Source organism: Limnothrix sp. CMB-01 (genome assembly GCF_055193175.1).
Genome location: NZ_CM143720.1, coordinates 1,397,094 through 1,414,542, shown reverse-complemented (window position 1 = coordinate 1,414,542; position 17,449 = coordinate 1,397,094). Strand labels below are relative to the sequence as shown.

General features: G+C 56.9%; 15 protein-coding genes and 1 tRNA gene. 7 read left to right on the top strand and 9 right to left on the bottom strand.

Annotated features, from left to right (window positions below; all coding sequences use genetic code 11):
- Positions 1-40: 40 nt before the first annotated feature.
- A complete protein-coding gene (locus tag ACZA91_RS05945; protein WP_463186394.1) occupies positions 41-1,180 on the top strand; it encodes a DegT/DnrJ/EryC1/StrS family aminotransferase in 1,140 nt (379 codons plus the stop codon).
- Here the strand turns inward: ACZA91_RS05945 and hemB are convergent.
- Complete coding sequence (gene hemB / locus ACZA91_RS05940; protein ID WP_463185244.1) at positions 1,177-2,250, bottom strand: porphobilinogen synthase; 1,074 nt, start codon at positions 2,248-2,250, stop codon at positions 1,177-1,179. The genes ACZA91_RS05945 and hemB overlap by 4 nt on opposite strands.
- 410 nt (positions 2,251-2,660) lie before the next feature.
- Between hemB and folE the strand changes: the two genes are divergently transcribed.
- The gene (gene folE, locus ACZA91_RS05935; RefSeq protein ID WP_190354324.1) at positions 2,661-3,296 is read left to right on the top strand and encodes a GTP cyclohydrolase I FolE; all 636 of its coding nucleotides are present in this window, start codon (positions 2,661-2,663) and stop codon (positions 3,294-3,296) included.
- A gap of 617 nt (positions 3,297-3,913) precedes the next feature.
- On the opposite strand, the gene ACZA91_RS05930 is transcribed toward folE, so the two are convergent.
- Together ACZA91_RS05930 and ACZA91_RS05925 are read right to left on the bottom strand one after the other, a co-directional pair.
- Entirely contained in the window at positions 3,914-4,126 is a 213-nt protein-coding gene (locus ACZA91_RS05930) for a chlorophyll a/b-binding protein (protein ID WP_099535357.1), read from the bottom strand.
- Between the two features lie 46 nt (positions 4,127-4,172).
- On the bottom strand, positions 4,173-4,427 hold the full coding sequence (locus ACZA91_RS05925; protein WP_190354326.1) for a hypothetical protein: 255 nt from the start codon (positions 4,425-4,427) through the stop codon (positions 4,173-4,175).
- A gap of 11 nt (positions 4,428-4,438) precedes the next feature.
- Between ACZA91_RS05925 and ACZA91_RS05920 the strand changes: the two genes are divergently transcribed.
- Both ACZA91_RS05920 and ACZA91_RS05915 read left to right on the top strand, forming a co-directional pair.
- The gene (locus ACZA91_RS05920; protein ID WP_190354327.1) at positions 4,439-6,496 is read left to right on the top strand and encodes an NAD(P)H-quinone oxidoreductase subunit 5; all 2,058 of its coding nucleotides are present in this window, start codon (positions 4,439-4,441) and stop codon (positions 6,494-6,496) included.
- A gap of 748 nt (positions 6,497-7,244) precedes the next feature.
- Positions 7,245-8,825, top strand: a complete 1,581-nt coding sequence (locus ACZA91_RS05915) for a hypothetical protein (protein WP_463185241.1) — start codon at positions 7,245-7,247, stop codon at positions 8,823-8,825.
- On the opposite strand, the gene ACZA91_RS05910 is transcribed toward ACZA91_RS05915, so the two are convergent.
- The 5 genes from ACZA91_RS05910 to ACZA91_RS05890 all read right to left on the bottom strand — a co-directional run bounded on the left by ACZA91_RS05910 (position 8,822) and on the right by ACZA91_RS05890 (position 13,443).
- On the bottom strand, positions 8,822-10,081 hold the full coding sequence (locus ACZA91_RS05910) for an ATP phosphoribosyltransferase regulatory subunit (RefSeq protein WP_099535349.1): 1,260 nt from the start codon (positions 10,079-10,081) through the stop codon (positions 8,822-8,824). The genes ACZA91_RS05915 and ACZA91_RS05910 overlap by 4 nt on opposite strands.
- 47 nt (positions 10,082-10,128) lie before the next feature.
- Positions 10,129-11,109 (bottom strand): J domain-containing protein, encoded by a 981-nt coding sequence (locus tag ACZA91_RS05905; RefSeq protein ID WP_463185238.1) that lies wholly within the window; start codon positions 11,107-11,109, stop codon positions 10,129-10,131.
- 292 nt (positions 11,110-11,401) lie between these two features.
- Positions 11,402-12,262 (bottom strand): inositol monophosphatase family protein, encoded by an 861-nt coding sequence (locus ACZA91_RS05900; RefSeq protein ID WP_463185235.1) that lies wholly within the window; start codon positions 12,260-12,262, stop codon positions 11,402-11,404.
- 88 nt (positions 12,263-12,350) lie between these two features.
- Positions 12,351-13,055 carry a thermonuclease family protein gene (locus tag ACZA91_RS05895; RefSeq protein ID WP_463185234.1) on the bottom strand — a complete coding sequence of 235 codons (705 nt, stop codon included), beginning with the start codon at positions 13,053-13,055 and terminating at the stop codon, positions 12,351-12,353.
- Entirely contained in the window at positions 13,045-13,443 is a 399-nt protein-coding gene (locus ACZA91_RS05890) for a 2Fe-2S iron-sulfur cluster-binding protein (RefSeq protein ID WP_099535405.1), read from the bottom strand. The genes ACZA91_RS05895 and ACZA91_RS05890 overlap by 11 nt, the downstream gene beginning before the upstream one ends.
- A 134-nt stretch (positions 13,444-13,577) precedes the next feature.
- Between ACZA91_RS05890 and ACZA91_RS05885 the strand changes: the two genes are divergently transcribed.
- The 3 genes from ACZA91_RS05885 to ilvB all read left to right on the top strand — a co-directional run bounded on the left by ACZA91_RS05885 (position 13,578) and on the right by ilvB (position 17,078).
- Positions 13,578-13,664, top strand: a tRNA-Ser gene (locus ACZA91_RS05885).
- 102 nt (positions 13,665-13,766) lie between these two features.
- The gene (locus ACZA91_RS05880; RefSeq protein WP_190354339.1) at positions 13,767-14,906 is read left to right on the top strand and encodes an aromatic ring-hydroxylating dioxygenase subunit alpha; all 1,140 of its coding nucleotides are present in this window, start codon (positions 13,767-13,769) and stop codon (positions 14,904-14,906) included.
- Between the two features lie 315 nt (positions 14,907-15,221).
- Positions 15,222-17,078, top strand: coding sequence for a biosynthetic-type acetolactate synthase large subunit (gene ilvB / locus ACZA91_RS05875; protein ID WP_190354341.1), 1,857 nt, complete (start codon positions 15,222-15,224; stop codon positions 17,076-17,078).
- A 120-nt stretch (positions 17,079-17,198) separates the two neighbouring features.
- Here the strand turns inward: ilvB and ACZA91_RS05870 are convergent, their stop codons facing one another.
- Positions 17,199-17,387, bottom strand: a complete 189-nt coding sequence (locus ACZA91_RS05870) for a hypothetical protein (protein WP_190528717.1) — start codon at positions 17,385-17,387, stop codon at positions 17,199-17,201.
- Between the last annotated feature and the right edge of the window lie 62 nt (positions 17,388-17,449).

Below are 17,449 nucleotides of genomic sequence, written 5' to 3'. Positions count from 1 at the left end.
GCCGGCTTCCCTGACCCATGCTCCAATGGTGACCGCTCCGATTACGCCCATGGCAATGCCGATTCCCCTGGTGGATTTGTCGATGCAGCACGAGAGCTTGCGGGCCGAACTCGATCGCGCCATTGCCAGCACGCTCGATCGGGGCGATTTTGTGCTCGGCCAGGCTTTGGCTACCTTTGAGGCGGCTTTTGCGGCGGCTTGTGGTGTTGAACATTGTGTCGGCGTGGGTACGGGAACCGATGCGTTGGCCTTGGGGCTAACGGCCTGTGGCGTGGGGCCGGGAGATCAGGTGATTGTGCCAGCCAACACGTTCATTGCCACGGTGCTGGGGGTGTTGCGATCGGGGGCCCAACCGGTGTTGGTGGATTGCGATCCGGACACGGCGCTGATCGATTTGGCGGCGGCGGAACGGGCGATCGGCCCCAAAACCAAGGCCCTAATTCCGGTTCACCTCTATGGGCAAATGGTGGATCCTGAAGCCCTGTTGGCTTTGGCCGATCGCACCGGTCTGTTGATTTTTGAGGATGCGGCCCAGGCCCACTTGGCGCGGCGGGGCGGGCGGTTGGCCGGCTCCTTGGGACGGGCGGCGGCCTTTAGTTTCTATCCGGGCAAAAATTTGGGGTCGATCGGGGACGGTGGAGCCGTGGTCACCAGCGATGCAGCCGTGGCGGCAAAGGTGCGGATGTTGCGCAATTACGGCGCACCTCGCAAATATTTCCACGAAGAGTTGGGCATGAATTCGCGGCTTGACACGTTGCAGGCGGCGGTGTTGTCCGTGAAGTTGCCCCATTTGCCCCGCTGGAATGAAGACCGGGCCCAGTTGGCGGCGGCCTACGATGCGCGGTTGGCGGCCCTGGCCGATCGCGGCATTGTCCCGATCGCCAATCAGTCGGGGCTGGGCCATGTGTATCACCTCTATGTGGTGCGGGTGCAGCCCACCTGTCGGCTCGATCGCGATCAACTGCTGGCGGCCCTGCAACAGCAACAGATCTTTGCGGGCATTCACTACCCCATTCCCTGCCATCTGCAACCGGCCTTGCAATCCTTGGGCTACGGAGCTGGGGCCTTCCCGGTGACGGAACAGTTAGCCAATGAAATTCTCTCGTTGCCCCTGTTTCCGGGCCTGACCCTGGAGCAGCTCGATCGGGTTGTGGGGGCGATCGAGCTAGCCATCCGCTAGGGCCGCTCCCTTAACCAGCGGGCCGCGTCCACCGCGTGATAGGTCAAAATCCAATCGGCCCCGGCCCGCTTCATGCCCAACAGGGTTTCCAGCACGATCGCCCGTTCATCAATCCACCCCTGTTCGGCGGCAGCCTTCACCATGGCGTATTCCCCAGACACGTTGTAGGCCGCCACCGGCAGTTGGGTTTGGGCCTTCAGTTGCCAAATAATATCCAAATAGGCCAAAGCCGGTTTCACCATCAACACATCCGCCCCTTCCGCCAAATCCAACAGCGCCTCCTTGAGCGCTTCCCGTCGATTAGCCGGATCCATCTGGTAGGTTTTCTTATCGCCAAACTGCGGAGCGGAATCCAGGGCATCCCGAAAAGGGCCGTAATAGGCCGAGGCATATTTGGCACTGTAGGCCAGGATGCCCGTTTGCCAAAATCCAGCCGCATCCAGGGCTTGGCGAATGGCCCCCACTCGGCCGTCCATCATGTCGGACGGAGCCACAAAATCCGCCCCTGCGGCCGCTTGCATCAGGGCCTGTTGGGTCAAGACCGCCACGGTTTCATCATTCAAAATCCGTCCCGCCTCATCCACAATTCCATCGTGGCCGTGGGTGGTGTAGGGATCGAGGGCCACATCCGTAAAGACCAATAGATCAGGAAAGGCGGCTTTGATGGCTGTGACGGCCCGGGGCACAAGGCCGTTGGGGTTGTGGCTTTCGGAGCCGATCGCGTCCTTTTGGGCGGGCGGAATCACGGGAAACAGGGCGATCGCCCCAATGCCCACCCCTTGAACCATCTGCAACTTTTCCAACAACCGATCGAGCGATCGGCGATCGCAACCGGGCATCGAGGGAATTGGCTCCACCAGCCCCGTCCCTTCCATCACAAACACCGGATAGATCAAGTCTTGGGCCGTCAACACCGTTTCCGCCACCATTCGCCGCAGGGTGGCCGATCGGCGCAATCGCCGTGGCCGCGCGATTGGTTCCGCTGTTGGCTCCAGGATTGGTTCCAATGTGGATTCCGGGGCGATCGGGTCTGTGGTCTGGGTGGTCGGTGAAATGGGGGTGACGGTCATTAAAACACTCCGATTTTCAAAAGTCGTTTTCAAAAGTCAGTGCGATCGAGATGGCGCGGTTCGAGACGGTGCTGTTAGAGACGGTGTGGTTAGGTATGGCGCGATCGATGGGTCAGCCTCTCGCTTCAGCCGGCATCAGCGATCTGTATTAGCGATCTGCATCAGCAATTTGATGCAAAAGTGATTGTATGAGAATGATTATCATTATAATTTCTCAAGGGAAATTCAAGCCAGTTGCTCCAAATAACTGGTCTGATGCCAACCCAAGTCATGGAGCCAATGCTGGTTTCTAGGGCTGGATGGGTTGCGCCGCCCAAACTCTGAATCTCTTCAACCTGCACGCTCACCTACCCGATCGGGCTGGGTGGGCGTTTCCCAATCCACTCCAATTCACCGCGATCTCAATTCCTATGACCCTTTCGATCGAGTCACCTCGGCCCAACCTGATCACCACGGCGGCCAAACCCCCCGTCAGCCAGGCCGAGATGGAGCAAGCTGTGCGGACGCTGTTAATTGGATTGGGGGAAGATCCCGATCGCGAAGGCCTGCGCGACACCCCCAAGCGAGTGGTCAAAGCCTTGCAGTTTCTGACTTCGGGCTATCGACAATCCCTAGATGAACTGCTCAATGGTGCTGTTTTTCACGAAAACGCCAATGAGATGGTCTTGGTGCGCGATATTGACCTGTTTAGCTCCTGTGAGCACCACATCCTGCCGATCATTGGCCGGGCCCACGTGGCCTACATTCCTGATGGCCGAGTGATTGGCCTGTCCAAAATTGCTCGGATTTGCGAAATGTATGCCCGACGGCTCCAGGTGCAAGAGCGGCTGACGGCCCAAATTGCCGATGCGATTCAAGGGTTGCTGATGCCCCAAGGAGTGGCCGTGGTGGTGGAAGCAACCCACATGTGCATGGTGATGCGTGGGGTGCAAAAGCCAGGATCCTGGACTGTGACCAGCGCGGTGCGTGGAGTGTTTGCGGAAGATCCGAAAACCCGCCAGGAATTCATGGATTTGGTGATGCACCAACGAGGATTCCGCGCCTAGATCTCTAGGCTCTAGATTTTTAGGCTAGGTCTCTAGGCCTGGGTCTCTGGGCCTGGGTCTCTAGGCTACAGATCTAGAAGTCTCTTGCTGGCGGCGATATTTGGGGGGCTGTTGGCCCCCTGCCAGCCAATCTGGTCTTTTGAGGTGGCTGATTAGACCTCTTGCACGAATCAGCTCGTTGCCCTCATCCCCCAACCCCTTCTCCCAAGGTGGGCGAAGGGGAGCCAGAACTGCTGGGTTACGGCGATCTCGTGGCGGGTGATCAAGTCCCTCTCCCGACTTGGGAGAGGGATTTAGGGTGAGGGTCTTGATTAATGCAAGAGGTCTATTGGGCCAAATTAGGCAACCCCAATCCATCGCCGCCAGGGCTGTAACCAGCAAGGAATTGATCAAAAAAGGGATGAATCCAATAAAGAATTCAGAAATCAAAAATAGAGCAGTAAAAATAGAGCAGTAAAAAATAAAAAAGGACTGCCTAGGCAGCCCTGGATGATTCCTTAGATGATGGATTCTTTAGAGATCGAAGGGAAACTTAATGTTGATTGACCAAAAGAAGACTTGCTGAGAACGGATCCCCTGAAAAATGAGAATCCGTGAGTCTTGGGGTGGTGGGTCAATTACAGGTTGGTGAGCCAAGTTACAACGCCATGGCCGGTGACCAATTCCACAGCCAGGGCAGACAGGAAGCCAATCATTGCCAGGCGGCCGTTCAGTTGTTCGGCGTATTGGGTGAAGCCCACACGCTGCACGTCGTCTACATAGACCTTGGGTTCAACGGCGAAGTTGTTCAAACGACCCAGTTCTTCCGTGGTGTAGCCGCGTTGCGTCATGGTGGTTGCTCTCGGTTGGGGTGCTGTAAACAATTGTAACTGCTTTTTAAGAAATGTAAAGAGGTTTGTAACTCGTTTTTAACTCAGGGGCTGCCCGATCGCCCCGTGATCCCAAATACCAACGCAAAACTGCCCGATCGCCCTCGGCCACCCATGCCACAATAGTCACTGGTTTTGCCGGATCGTGACGATTACTCTGGGGCCGTTTGTTGGCTGCATCCGTCACTGGCTGCATTCCCCGCCACCAGCCCCAGCCCGATCGCCCGGCCAGACAACTTTTGAACGTCCTGTCTTGTAACACAGGCTTGTGCGATGGAACCGCTTTACGAGTATGCGTGGCTCGTGCCGGTCTTGCCGTTGCTTGGTGCAGCGCTGGTCGGCCTGGGTCTGATTTCCTTTAACCAATTCACCAACAAGCTGCGGCAAATTAACGCGATCGTCATCCTCACCACGATCGGTGGGGCCATGACCATGGCCTTTGCCCTGTTTTGGAGCCAACTCAACGGCCACGAAGCCTTCGCCCGCAGCATCGAATGGGCAGCCGCCGGAGACTTCCACATCACGATGGGCTACACGATCGACCACCTGAGCGCCCTAATGTTGGTGATTGTCACCACCGTGGCGTTCTTGGTGATGATCTACACCGATGGCTACATGGCCCATGATCCGAGCTATGTGCGGTTCTATGCCTACCTCAGCCTGTTCAGCTCCTCGATGCTGGGCCTGGTGATCAGCCCCAACCTGGTTCAGATCTATGTGTTCTGGGAACTGGTGGGGATGTGCTCCTATTTGCTGATCGGCTTTTGGTTCGATCGCAAACCCGCCGCCGAAGCTTGCCAAAAGGCCTTCGTGACCAACCGGGTGGGTGACTTTGGCCTGTTGTTGGGGCTGTTGGCGCTCTACTGGTGTACCGGCAGCTTTGACTTCAACGTGATGGGCGATCGCCTGCAAGAGCTGGTGTCTTCCGGCTCCCTGAGCGCGGGCGTGGCCAGCCTGTTCTGCATCCTCGTATTCCTCGGCCCCGTCGCCAAGTCTGCCCAATTCCCGTTGCATGTCTGGCTACCGGACGCAATGGAAGGCCCCACGCCGATTTCTGCCCTGATCCACGCGGCAACGATGGTGGCGGCGGGCGTGTTCCTGATTGCCCGGATGATTCCGGTGTTTGAAGGACTGCCCGACGTGATGACCGTGATCGCCTGGACGGGTGGTTTCACGGCCTTGCTGGGCGCTTCGATCGCCATCACCCAAAACGACATCAAAAAAGGCCTCGCCTACTCCACCATGTCCCAGTTGGGCTACATGGTGATGGCTATGGGCGTGGGCGCATCCAGCGCCGGGATGTTCCACCTAATGACCCACGCTTACTTCAAGGCGATGCTGTTCCTCGGTTCCGGCTCCGTGATCCACGGGATGGAAGCGGTGGTGGGCCACAACGCCGTGTTGGCGCAGGATATGCGCTTGATGGGCGGTTTGCGGAAATATATGCCGATTACGGCGGGCACGTTCTTTATTGGAACGCTGGCCATTTGCGGAATTCCGCCCTTTGCCGGGTTCTGGTCGAAGGATGAAATTCTGGGTCTGACCTTTGAGGCTAACCCGGCTCTCTGGGCGATCGCCTGGGTGACGGCTGGTGTGACGGCGTTCTATATGTTCCGGATGTACTTCAACACCTTTGAAGGCGAATTCCGGGGCAATGACAAGGCGATCCAAGAACAACTGTTGGCGGCGGCCGCTGTGCCCGTGCCCGTGGAAGTTGCCCCGAACTTCGGCCCCGGCGCGATGGATCCCAAGGAACTGAGCCACGACCACGACCATCACCACGCCCACGAGCCGCACGAGTCGCCCACCACGATGGTACTGCCTCTGGTGGTGTTGGCGATTCCCTCGATGCTGATTGGGCTGTTGGGTGTGCCCTGGAACAACCTGTTTGAGCATTTCCTGGAGTCGCCCCACGCCGCCGAGCACGCGGAGCACGCCTTTAACCTCACCGAGTTTTTGGTGATGGGCGGCAACTCCGTGGGCATTGCGCTGATCGGGATTACCTTGGCTTCCTTGATGTATTTCAAGAAGTCGATCGACCCCAGCGCGATCGCCCAAAAGATTCCCTTCTTCTATCGCCTGTCCCTGAACAAGTGGTACTTCGATGAAATCTACGATCGACTGTTTGTCCAAGGCAGCCGCCGCCTGGCCCGCCAGGTGATGGAAGTGGATTTCCGAATCGTCGATGGCGCGGTGAACCTGACCGGTTTCGTCACCCTGATTTCCGGCGAAGGTCTGAAGTACTTCGAGAACGGTCGCGCCCAGTTCTACGCGCTGATCGTGTTTGCGGCGGTCTTGGGCTTTGTGGTGCTGTCGGGCATCACGGGCTAGCGGTCTTTTGCTTTGTGGTGCTCTCGGGCATCACCCATTAACAACTGAATTGACGGTTGAACGACCTGTTGAATTGCCGGTCAATTCATCACCCCCTGAACTGGTTCCTGGTTCAGGGGGTTTTTTGTTGAGCGATCCAAACCCTTGAACTCAGCCTGATAGAAATTCCAGTATCCCCACGTAGAGCTAGGGAATTTTCCCCAAACCCATGACAGTCAACAAAGCTTGATTGTTGAACTGTTAGTGGCTAATGGTGAAGTATTTGGGGGGTAGGGCTGACAACACTCTACCGATAGTGAATCTGAATTTGCTAGACTCGGAATATGTTCATACTTAAGTGTTATTAAGTGCCTTTTTTTACACCAATTTGCTGGTGCTCGTGGTTGCCCCCTGGTTGTCATCACAAACCTTCGCGACTGATGAGCCAGAATTGGCAGAACTTGTCAGGAATTGGCGCTGACCAATGCAAATCCCTACTGAATTGATGTTGATTAAGTTGCTCAACTGTAATCATCAAGCAGCGGCCCTCAACAGCGATCACACAGCTATCACTGAGACTGATGGCTGCGATTTCAGTGAGTGAAGGTTCCGGGCTAATGCGGCAGGTTGGTGATCAGTTTGGAATGAGCAATTTCCAACATTCAACCCCATTTAACGTATTGTTTCTGTTTCATTGCATCTACAACCGATGGGTTTTCGGCACAACTCCACCATGGACGCTCTCCTGCCCTCCTCTCCTCTTTCTGCCATGAGCGATCGATCTGCCAGCCGCCATCAGTCCGATTCTCAGGGACTGGGAGCTTCGCCTGCGCCCAAGGGTGAACTTCCAAGCCGTTTAACGGTTCCGCAAATTCAAGACATTATTTTTCAGCATCTGATTCGATCGGTGCAGAATCTTTCGCCGGAGGAAGTTCTGCACGAATTTTGCTGCTTGTTTATCAACTGCTGTGACACAACCGATAGCAAGCCTTTACATGCTTTATATCAATTGGTTTTTCTCAATAATCAAGAGGCCTTTCAAACTACTCTCAAGCGGTCTTGCTACATCTTGATTAATAACTGGGCTAGTCGTCGGAATGAGGCTTTTATTTATCGCCTGATTGCGATGTTTGAGCATTCCCATGAACATAGTGATAGCGCGTCCTTGTCGTTGAATCGGGTGCGCCAGTGGGTTGCGGATTTCATTAGTAGTAATGACTATGACGAGCTAAAACTTTTCATTGCGCGTCACGAGCTAGATCATTCCCAAGCTTCTGACCAAAGTCAGTCAGAAATGACGGCCACGCGCACTCGATTGCAGTCCGATCAGATTACAGCAACTGCTATTACACCTGATGAGCAGCATTGGAGCAGTCGTTACGTGGGGCAACTGTTGGTGGCCCAATCGGTGGATCCCAACAACCCCTTAGAGCAACGGGAAGCGGCGGCGGCCTATGCGCGACAGTGGCGGGAGCGTTTTAAGTTTGATTTGGCGATGTATATGGCCAAGTCTCAATCGAGCCGGAGCGATCGAGAGCGCCTGAAAAATCCAACCAATTTGGGTGATCAGGTGCTCAAAATTGTGAAGTCAATTGTTTTGCGGACGGGAAAATATAGCTACTCCAGTTTGGCCAATTTGTTTTTGCAACAAACGGAAGGGCTGAGGTATCACGGCTATAAAAAAAGTCTGCTGAAATACATCATCTTGGAAAGTACCCAAGATCACATGACGAAGGTGGTTCGCCAAAAGTTACAAGACAAGTTAGCGAGCTTGCTGGCGGAACATCATGATGAGGTGATTACGGAAGATTTGCAGGCGGAGACCTGCCGCCACTTAATTCAGTTTCTGACGACGGAAGATTTGCATAATCCCTCGCGGCTTTTTCTGCTCATTTTGTCGAATGGCAGTGCGTTAACGCTGACCATTTTTCTGTTGAAGTTGGTTTTGATTGCCCCCAGCACCCGATCGCACTTGGATTTGTGTATTGCGCGATTGGTGAAATATTACGAACAGTTTGATGAGGAAAAATGTCGCTGGGCCATTTATTTCTTTGACATTTTCAATGTGACGTTTGCAATTTACACGGAAAATGTCCAGTACAACCTGGTTTCGATCGATGGGCCGGAGCCATTACCCTTGGCCCCGGAAACCACCCAGAAGGAAGATCGGGTGGTGTTTGAAGGGTTGTATGACAATGAGTTGCGCCGCAGCCTGCGATCGGCCCAGTTAGATCGCTATCGACTGTTTTTACAAATGGCTCCCCATGCTCAGTTGCCGTCCACGGGGGATTTGTTGGAAACGGATCCGGTGCTCGCGGACTCGCTGATTGCCGATGGGCCCGATCGCTAGGGGGCTTCAGGCCCTTTGCGTTTGGTGATCGTTTCCGTTTCGATCGAGCCGTCCTCTTGCACCCAAGCCAGCCGCCCGATGCGACGGGCCCGGGCGCGATCGCGGGCCGACTCCCGCGTCACGGTGGGTTGCAAGTCCAATTCCACCCGAATCAAGCTGGGGGCTTCCGTGCGCAGACGACGGGCATAGACAAAGGCCGCAGCCCGGGCGCGGGGCCCCGCCGGAACCACCAACCAGTCACTGGCGGGCAGTTGATTGGGCAGGCGCTCGCCGCTGGAAAGAACGCGGTGCAAGGGTTCCAGATTTAAACAAAAGCCAATGCCGGGATAGCTGTTGCCGTCGGGGTCGTATAGGCCCAGCAGTTGATCGTAGCGCCCCCCTTGACCGAGGATTTCGTGGCCGGTGTCGGCGCTGCTGATCGCTTCAAAGACGATGCCGGTGTAGTAGTCAAAGGTTTGAATGAGGCTCAGATCCAGGACGATCGGCAGGGTTTGTTCGGTGGCTCGACCGTAATCTTGCAGCAGGTCAACGGTGGTTTTGAGCCGATCGAGCATGGCTTGCTGGTCGGGGGTTAAGTCCAGTTGGCCCACCTGTTGAATCACGTCCATGGGGCGGCCGCGCAGATCAAACAAAATCAAAGCCCGATCGCGCAGGGCGGGGTCAAGGGGCATGGCTTCGATGGCCAGGCGATCGAGCCGCGCCATGGCCGAACGCACCCGATCGCGCCAGGGTTGGGGGAAGGGTTCCAGGAGCGATCGAGTCAAGCCCGCCTCACTCAAAAGCAAATGCCAATCGGCTACGCCCGATCGCTCCAGACAGTCCGTCAGCAGCAACAGCACCTCCACATCAGCCGCCACGCCCCCAACACCCAACAGCTCCACCCCCGATTGGAAAAACTCCTGCTGGCGGCTGGCGCTGCCCTTGGGGGGCTTGCGAAACACATTGGCGCTGTAGCAAAGGCGCTGGGGGTGAGTCACGCCGGCCATGCGGGTAACGGCGGCCCGGGCGATCGAAGCCGTCAGCTCCGGCCGCAGCCCCAGATCCTCACTTTCGCTGTCATAGATTTGAATCACCTTGTCCCGGCGCACCGAACCGCCCGCCACCAATGTATCGACCCGTTCCAGGGTGGACGTGACAATCCACTGATAGCCCCAGCGCTGAAACACGTCTTGTAGCTTGGTTTCGATCCAATGCTTCTGGGCCACATCAAGGGGCAACAGATCGCGCGCGCCGGTCGGGGGTTGGTGAATTGCCATGGTGTCAGGGGGGAAACGGAATCGATCGGGCAGTGAACATCGGCCCCCTACTTCTTACGGCCAAACAGGCCCCCAAACAACCCACCGCCGGGTTTATCTTTGCCGCCCCCGATTGTTTTGGGCTGTGGTTTGTTGGGTTTGGCGGTTTGGCCCGTAGCTTGGCCCGTGGCTTGGCCGCCCGTGGCGCGATCGAGTTCCTGCTTAGCGGCCAGGGCGATCGCATTGCGCGGATCAATCGCCAACGCCCGTGTCAAATGCACCTTGGCCAAGGTTCCTTGCTTTTGAGCCAAATACACCTTGCCCAACCAGGCATGGCAATCGGCATTGTTCCCATCAATCTTCAGCGCATCCTTCAACTCCTGCATCGCCATCGCAAATTGGCCCTTTGCGGTTAATTCCTCCGCCCGTTGCAAAGCCCGCACCACAAACTGCGTATTGCTGGCGGCTCCTTCTCGGGCCCCCGTGGTTTCCCCGCCGCTGGTGGGGGTGGGGGCGGGTCGCTGGGCCGGCGGCGGGGGAGCAGCCGCCGGACGCGCTGGGCTGGCGCTGCCCGATGTGGTTTTGAGCAGGTAAACCAAATTCAGTTCGCTGATTTCGGCAATCCGGTTCAGCACCTGTTCCAAATCGTCGTATTGGTTGGCCGTGAGGGTTTGTAACGCCTTGAGATACGTGCCCTGTACATTGGCAGCCTGACTTAGCTCGCGGGCCAGGGCCCCTTGGATGGCCACCTTGTTGGACTGCTGGGGCAAGCGGCTATGCAATGTGCGCAACACGGCCTCGTAATCTGCCCGCTTGGCATCGTTGGAGAGGGTAGCGTAGGCGGGGTTCACCAGCCGCGACATCAGTTGCTGGGCATAGGCTTTGCCCTGAGCATTGGCAGCGGAGCAGGTGTCGGGATGCAGTTGGGGGGCAATTTGTAAAAACCGCTTGCGCACGGTTTTGGGATCTGTCCCCAACGGAATGCCCAGGATGGCATAGTGATCCGTCACATCGTGACCAAAAAGCCCTCGTTGAATCTCGAATGACATAGCGCGCCGCCGGTGCTGTGAGTCGCTAAAGGGGGATGGGAGCAGGAGAAGTAGACGAGACAGGGGCAGAGCCTGGCCGGATAGAGCCGGGCTGAATGCCGTTGGGATGGATGCAGCCTGAGGGGCAATCGGAAAGATCGCCGTTGAATTGCTATTTGGTTAATCGCTATCTAGTATCGCTATCTAGTAGTGTATCGGGTTCCTGGGTTGACCATGGTGATCAGTGACTATGGTGATCTTGGTTACGGGTGGGGACTGAGGAATCTGGCGGTTGATTAACCCCCAATGGGCGCTACTGACCAACTTTCGGCCAGGTGGCGGGGGGCTGGTGCCACAGGTCAAGCTGGGGAACCGTTGCCAGGGCCGCACAGAGTTGATCGTGTAGGTGGCCGTTGGTGGCCACGAGTCGGCCGCTGCTGGGATTGACGGGGCTGCCATCGTAGGCGCTGACTTGGCCGCCAGCCTCTTGCACTAATACGATGCCGGCGGCAATGTCCCAAAGGGAGAGGCCCCGTTCCCAATAGCCATCCAACCGCCCACAGGCCACATAGGCTAGGTCGATCGAGGCGGATCCGCCGCGTCGTACCCCTTGGGTTAAGTGGGTGAGGTAGCAGAATTCAGGATAGTTGGTGTCGTTGGTGTCGCGGCGATCGTAGGCAAAACCGGTCACCAATAGGCTGCGGCTTAGTTGATCGGTGCGTGATACCCGCATTGGGATCCGATCGCGCGTGGCCCCGAGTCCTTTGGCCGCTCGAAACAGTTCCCCGCGCTCAGGATCGGCCACGACCCCAACGATCGGTTGACCCTGAAAGAGCAGCCCGATCGAAACGGCAAAAAACGGGTATTGGTGAGCAAAATTGGTGGTTCCATCCAGGGGATCAATCGCCCAAAGATAGTCACTGTTTTGGGTTCCCCCGATCGCCCCGGACTCTTCCGCCAAAATGGGAATTTGCGGACAGTGGCGACTCAGTACCTCAATGGTGGCGGTTTCCGAGGCGCGATCGGCCGCAGTCACCAGGTCGCCCGATCGCCCCTTTTCCTCGGCCTCAATTTTGCCCAAAAACGATCGCACCACTGCCGCTCCGGCCAGGGCCGCTTCCGTGGCAATTTCCAGCAGTCGTTGCAACGTTGCCTGATCCGGTAACTGACTCATGCTTTAATCTCATGCTTCAATCCGACGTTGTTTAAGGTTATGCATCCTGCAAAAGCTGTTGATTAACCTCGCAGTCTGTTTCCGCCAGTTAGGAGGGGTTTTGGCGACGGAATTCGCTGGGCCGCAACCGCATGGGCGATCGGGGATCCCAAACACCCAACTCCAAAATCCGCGCATATTCCTGGGCGTAGAAAATGCGGCGATCGTACTTCAGCAGCCCCGATCGACTGGCCGGAACCGCACAGCCCGCCTTGGTCAGTTGCTCATTCACAAGCTGCCCATCCCGCCAAACATAGGCCAAGAGTCGCCCGAGGCGATCGCGTGCTTCCCCGGACTCAAATTCCAACCAAACCGTTTGCCCCGCCACCAACTCCATCAGGGTTTGTTGAGCCTTAATCCCCCAGGGCTGTTGGCGCAAGTCCGGAGCATCAATGCCCAGAAGGCGGACGGTTTCCAGCCGCTTGGCATCGGCTCCCGTGCCGCGCACCTCCAGGGTGTTGCCGCTGGGCACGCGGTTCACCACCACCTGCACCCCGGTGAGGGACGAATTGCCACAACCGGTGAGCAACCCCAGGATCAGGCTAAGGGCGATCGCCCTGCGCCAGGGGTGGTTGCGAATGACTGGGGGGAGTGGCCCGGTGCGGGGTTGAGTGGGTATGTTGGCGAGCTGTTTGGGGCTGGTGGCTGTCCCGATGTGTGGGATTGCTGATGGGGTCGCGAATGGGCTGGCTGATGGGGTGCTCGATCGCCCTTGGAGCAACGGTTGACCCCGATCCAGGGGCTTAATCTTCATCCAGGGGCAGGCCGCGGCGGACTTTGCCCTTGCCAAAATAGCGGCCAAATTGCAGTTCATATACTTCGTCTTCGTCCTGGGTTTCCACCACCAGATCCGATTCGGCATAGCTGACACAAAGCAAGGCATAGCCCCGATCGCGCAAAGCAGGCGACAGGCCCATGGCCTCCGGCTGGCTCAGTTTGCCTTCCAGCACGCGCACCGCACAGGCCGTGCAAGCCCCGTTGCGACAGGAAAAAGGTAGTGTTGCCCCTTGATTTTCCGAGGATTGCAAAATGTAGCGATCGCCGGGCACTTGCACTTCATGAACCGTGCCCCGCTGGCGGTTATGAATCCGCACCCGATAGGTTTGGGTGGCGGTCGATCGATCTTCAGCACTGTAGGTCATGGGGGATTTGGGCATCTAGGGGCCAACCAGCACAGCGCGATCGGGTCGCAGGGATTGCCGCCGCGCTGAAGCTAGATTTTATCGTTCTCTTCCCATAACCGGCATCAGCCTGATAAGATAACGTCCTGTCATCTGGAGAGATGGCCGAGCGGTTGAAGGCGCAGCACTGGAAATGCTGTTTAGGGGTAACTCTAACGAGGGTTCGAATCCCTCTCTCTCCGTTTTTGTGATCGCGTTTTGCGATCGAGCGACCTAAACCACAAGAACGACGCTGTACTAAGCTGGCAGAGTCGTTTAGTTGCCAATCAGTTGCCAAAGTTGTCATGGTGACATCTGCCAATCAGACTCCTGAGCAGTCTGCCAATTCGGCCTTGGGTGATTCCAGCGACGGAGCAGCCCCCATCAGGGCGATCGCCCTAGAGCAGCACGAGGTGCAAAACAGCGTGCGCCAGGCGGGAATTAATCCCAATTTCTGGTACGCGGTGGCTTGGTCTAGCCAGTTGGCAGCGGGGCAAGTGTTGGGCGTGGAAGTGTGGCAGCAAAAAATAGCCCTCTATCGGGATCGATCGGGAGCCGTCCAGGCCCTCGAAGATGCCTGCCCCCATCGCGGCGTGGAACTGAGCCGGGGCAAGGTGATGGGCGACCATCTCGCCTGTCGTTACCATGGCTGGGAGTTTGACGGAGCGGGCCAATGTCGCAAGATTCCCTACTTGCCACCGAGCCAAAAGCTGCCCTGTGCCCAAGCCCAGAGCTATCGAGCGGTCGATCGCTACGGGATCATTTGGGTGTTTCCCGGCGACCAGAGCCTAGCGGATCAAATGCCGCTGCCGGAAATTCCTGAATTTGACGATCCCCAATGGCTGGCCGTGCCGGTGACGGGACAGTTTCGGGCCCATTTTTCGGTCTGTAATGAAAACTCGATGGATGTGTTCCACGGGTTTTTGCACGAAGAATTGCAGGGTTGGTTTGATCCGGTGTTGCTGAAGCTCAAGGACGAAGGCAACGCGATCGTGGCCGATTACCAAGTGTCCTATAAGGGGCAAATGGCCAAGTTTTTGGGCTTTACGGAGTCGGCCGATCAAGTCACCACCAAAACTGTGACGGTGCAATATCGCTATCCGCACTTTTTCAGTCGCCTAGAAGGGGTTTCGAGCCTTTATCTAATGCGCCTGCCGGTGGGGCTGCGGGAGAGCCGATCGTTTGCGATTTTCTTTTTGCGGTTAGGGCTGCCCGGTTGGCTGGTGCAGGCGTTGCGGCCCTGGGCTGCCAAGCTCATTGAGCAAAAAATCTTTATGCGCTTTCTGAATCAAGACATTGAAATGATGGAAAGCGAGCAACGGGCGATCGATCGCGATCCGCAACGGCGGTATGTGGAAATCAATCCGGCAATTATTGCGGTTCAGCGCATGATTTTGCGCCAATATCAGCAATTTTTGAACGGCCAAGCCAAACCCTCGCGGTGAAGCAACGCCAACAAACAAACTGGATCACCAACCCGAAGCGGATCAGAAACCTTAAGCGGATCGAAAATTTGTGATGTAGATCACTCTTTGATCCTGAACGGGGGATCACCACAGCGTCCCAATCACAACCGAATTGCCCCCATGCCCAAACTCGCGATCGGGGCCAGAAAACCTTGACAGAGACCTAGCTTCCAATCCCGATCAATCGGTAAACTAGGTTACGATCGCACCGATCGAAGTCATGTTGTGGTAGAGCTTTCCTTCGATGTGATCGTTTGCCCACCGTTTACTCTTCGCCTTTAGAGGTTCCTGCTCGTGCGATCGCGAAACGCTTCCCAAATTGACTCTTCGATCGTGCCTGTGACGCGGCGCACGGGCGCTTATGCTCTGCTCGATAGCCTGTGCCGTCATGGTGTGAAGCACATTTTCGGCTATCCCGGCGGCGCGATCCTGCCGATCTATGACGAACTCTACGGCTTTGAAGTATCGGGCCAACTGAAACATATTTTGGTGCGCCATGAACAGGGCGCGGCCCACGCGGCGGATGGTTACGCCCGCGCCACCGGTCAGGTAGGGGTTTGCTTCGGAACTTCTGGCCCCGGAGCCACCAACCTGGTGACGGGGATTGCCACGGCCCACATGGACTCGATTCCCTTGGTGGTGATTACAGGCCAAGTACCGCGCACGGCGATCGGGACTGATGCGTTCCAAGAAACGGATATTTGGGGCATTACGCTGCCGATCGTTAAGCATTCCTACGTGGTGCGCGATCCGGCCGATATGGCGGCGATCGTGGCGGAAGCGTTCTATATCGCCTCTTCCGGTCGTCCGGGCCCGGTGCTGATTGACGTGCCCAAGGATGTGGGCCTGGAAGAATTTGACTATGTGCCGGTGGAGCCAGGATCGATCCGGCCGGCGGGCTACAAGCCGACCGTGAAGGGCAACCCGCGCCAAATCACCCAGGCGATCGAACTGATTCGCCATAGTCAGCGTCCTTTGCTCTATGTGGGTGGTGGCGCGATCGCAGCCGGGGCCCATGCGGAAATTGCCCGTTTGGCCGACCATTTCCGCCTGCCCACCACCACGACTCTGATGGGTAAGGGGGCCTTTGATGAGCATCACCCTCTGGCCTTGGGCATGTTGGGGATGCATGGCACGGCCTACGCCAACTTCGCCGTGACCGAGTGCGATTTGTTGATTGCGGTGGGGGCGCGGTTTGACGATCGCGTCACCGGCAAGCTCGATGAGTTCGCCAGCCGCGCCAAGGTGATCCACATCGACATCGACCCGGCTGAGGTGGGCAAAACCCGCGTGCCTGATGTGCCGATCGTCGGTGATGTGAAGCAGGTGCTGATTGAACTGCTCGATCGGGTGCGGGAGCTGGAAATCGTCAGCGATCCGGCCCAAACGGCCGCTTGGCACACCCGCATCAACCAATGGAAAACCGACTATCCCTTGGTAGTCCCCAGCTACGACAACGAAATCGCCCCCCAAGAAGTGATCGTCGAACTGGGTCGCCAAGCCCCCGATGCTTACTACACCACCGATGTGGGGCAGCACCAAATGTGGGCAGCGCAGTTCTTGAAGAACGGCCCCCGTCGTTGGATTTCCAGCGCTGGCCTGGGAACCATGGGCTTCGGGATTCCGGCGGCCATGGGCGCGAAGGTGGCCTTGCCAGATCACCAGGTGATTTGTGTGGCCGGCGATGCCAGTGTGCAAATGAACATCCAGGAGCTGGGAACCCTGGCCCAGTTTGGAATCAACGCCAAGACCGTGATTGTGAACAACGGCTGGCAAGGGATGGTGCGCCAATGGCAGGAAGCCTTCTATGGTGAGCGCTACTCGTCTTCCAACATGGAAGTGGGGATGCCCGACTTTGGCAAGTTGGCCGAAGCCTTTGGCATCAAGGGCATTTTGGTGACGGAGCGCAGCCAGCTTGCGCCGGCCGTCGCAGAAATGCTGGCTTATGATGGCCCGGTGCTGTTGGATGTGCGGGTGCGGCGCGATGAAAACTGTTACCCGATGGTGGCTCCTGGTAAGAGCAATGCCCAAATGTTGGGTTTGCCGGAAGTGAAGCGGGAAACCCCCGTGAGCCACCAAACTTGCACCAACTGTCAGACGGATAATCACCCGAGCCACCAGTTCTGTTCCCATTGCGGGGCCAAGCTGTAGGGCTTGAGAGTTGGCTAGGGGCTGTTGAAAGAGCCTGTTGGATCTATCGGAGTTGGCTCTAGTTGGATCTAAATAGACCGCTTTCGATGGGTCTATCCGATCAAAAACAATCAACAGGTTTCAACGGCCCGGCTCGCAATCACTGCCCAAGTCTGAAATTACAGCGGCGATCGACCCATTCTCCATACCCAGATCTACGCGATCGGGCTGGAGATGAGTTGATGGCCGCTCTTTGTTGTGGGTTTGGATTCCCGGTTTCCCGATTGCCTGGCCCTCGCTGACGATCGCGTTACGGATCGTGCTCTTCAATCTATTTGATCTATTCAGTTTGATCTATTCAATGTTTGTTTGATGATTTGATCGATACTCCT

Excerpts from the sequence above, each read along its gene's own strand:
- ACZA91_RS05910 (WP_099535349.1), bottom strand. The coding sequence starts at position 10,081 with ATGGCAATTCACCAACCCCCGACCGGCGCGCGCGATCTGTTGCCCCTT.
- ACZA91_RS05905 (WP_463185238.1), bottom strand. The coding sequence starts at position 11,109 with ATGTCATTCGAGATTCAACGAGGGCTTTTTGGTCACGATGTGACGGAT.
- ACZA91_RS05890 (WP_099535405.1), bottom strand. The coding sequence starts at position 13,443 with ATGACCTACAGTGCTGAAGATCGATCGACCGCCACCCAAACCTATCGG.
- hemB (WP_463185244.1), bottom strand. The coding sequence starts at position 2,250 with ATGACCGTCACCCCCATTTCACCGACCACCCAGACCACAGACCCGATC.
- ACZA91_RS05930 (WP_099535357.1), bottom strand. The coding sequence starts at position 4,126 with ATGACGCAACGCGGCTACACCACGGAAGAACTGGGTCGTTTGAACAAC.
- ACZA91_RS05880 (WP_190354339.1), top strand. The coding sequence starts at position 13,767 with ATGGTGACATCTGCCAATCAGACTCCTGAGCAGTCTGCCAATTCGGCC.
- ACZA91_RS05895 (WP_463185234.1), bottom strand. The coding sequence starts at position 13,055 with ATGAAGATTAAGCCCCTGGATCGGGGTCAACCGTTGCTCCAAGGGCGA.
- ACZA91_RS05900 (WP_463185235.1), bottom strand. The coding sequence starts at position 12,262 with ATGAGTCAGTTACCGGATCAGGCAACGTTGCAACGACTGCTGGAAATT.
- folE (WP_190354324.1), top strand. The coding sequence starts at position 2,661 with ATGACCCTTTCGATCGAGTCACCTCGGCCCAACCTGATCACCACGGCG.
- ACZA91_RS05915 (WP_463185241.1), top strand. The coding sequence starts at position 7,245 with ATGAGCGATCGATCTGCCAGCCGCCATCAGTCCGATTCTCAGGGACTG.
- ACZA91_RS05920 (WP_190354327.1), top strand. The coding sequence starts at position 4,439 with ATGGAACCGCTTTACGAGTATGCGTGGCTCGTGCCGGTCTTGCCGTTG.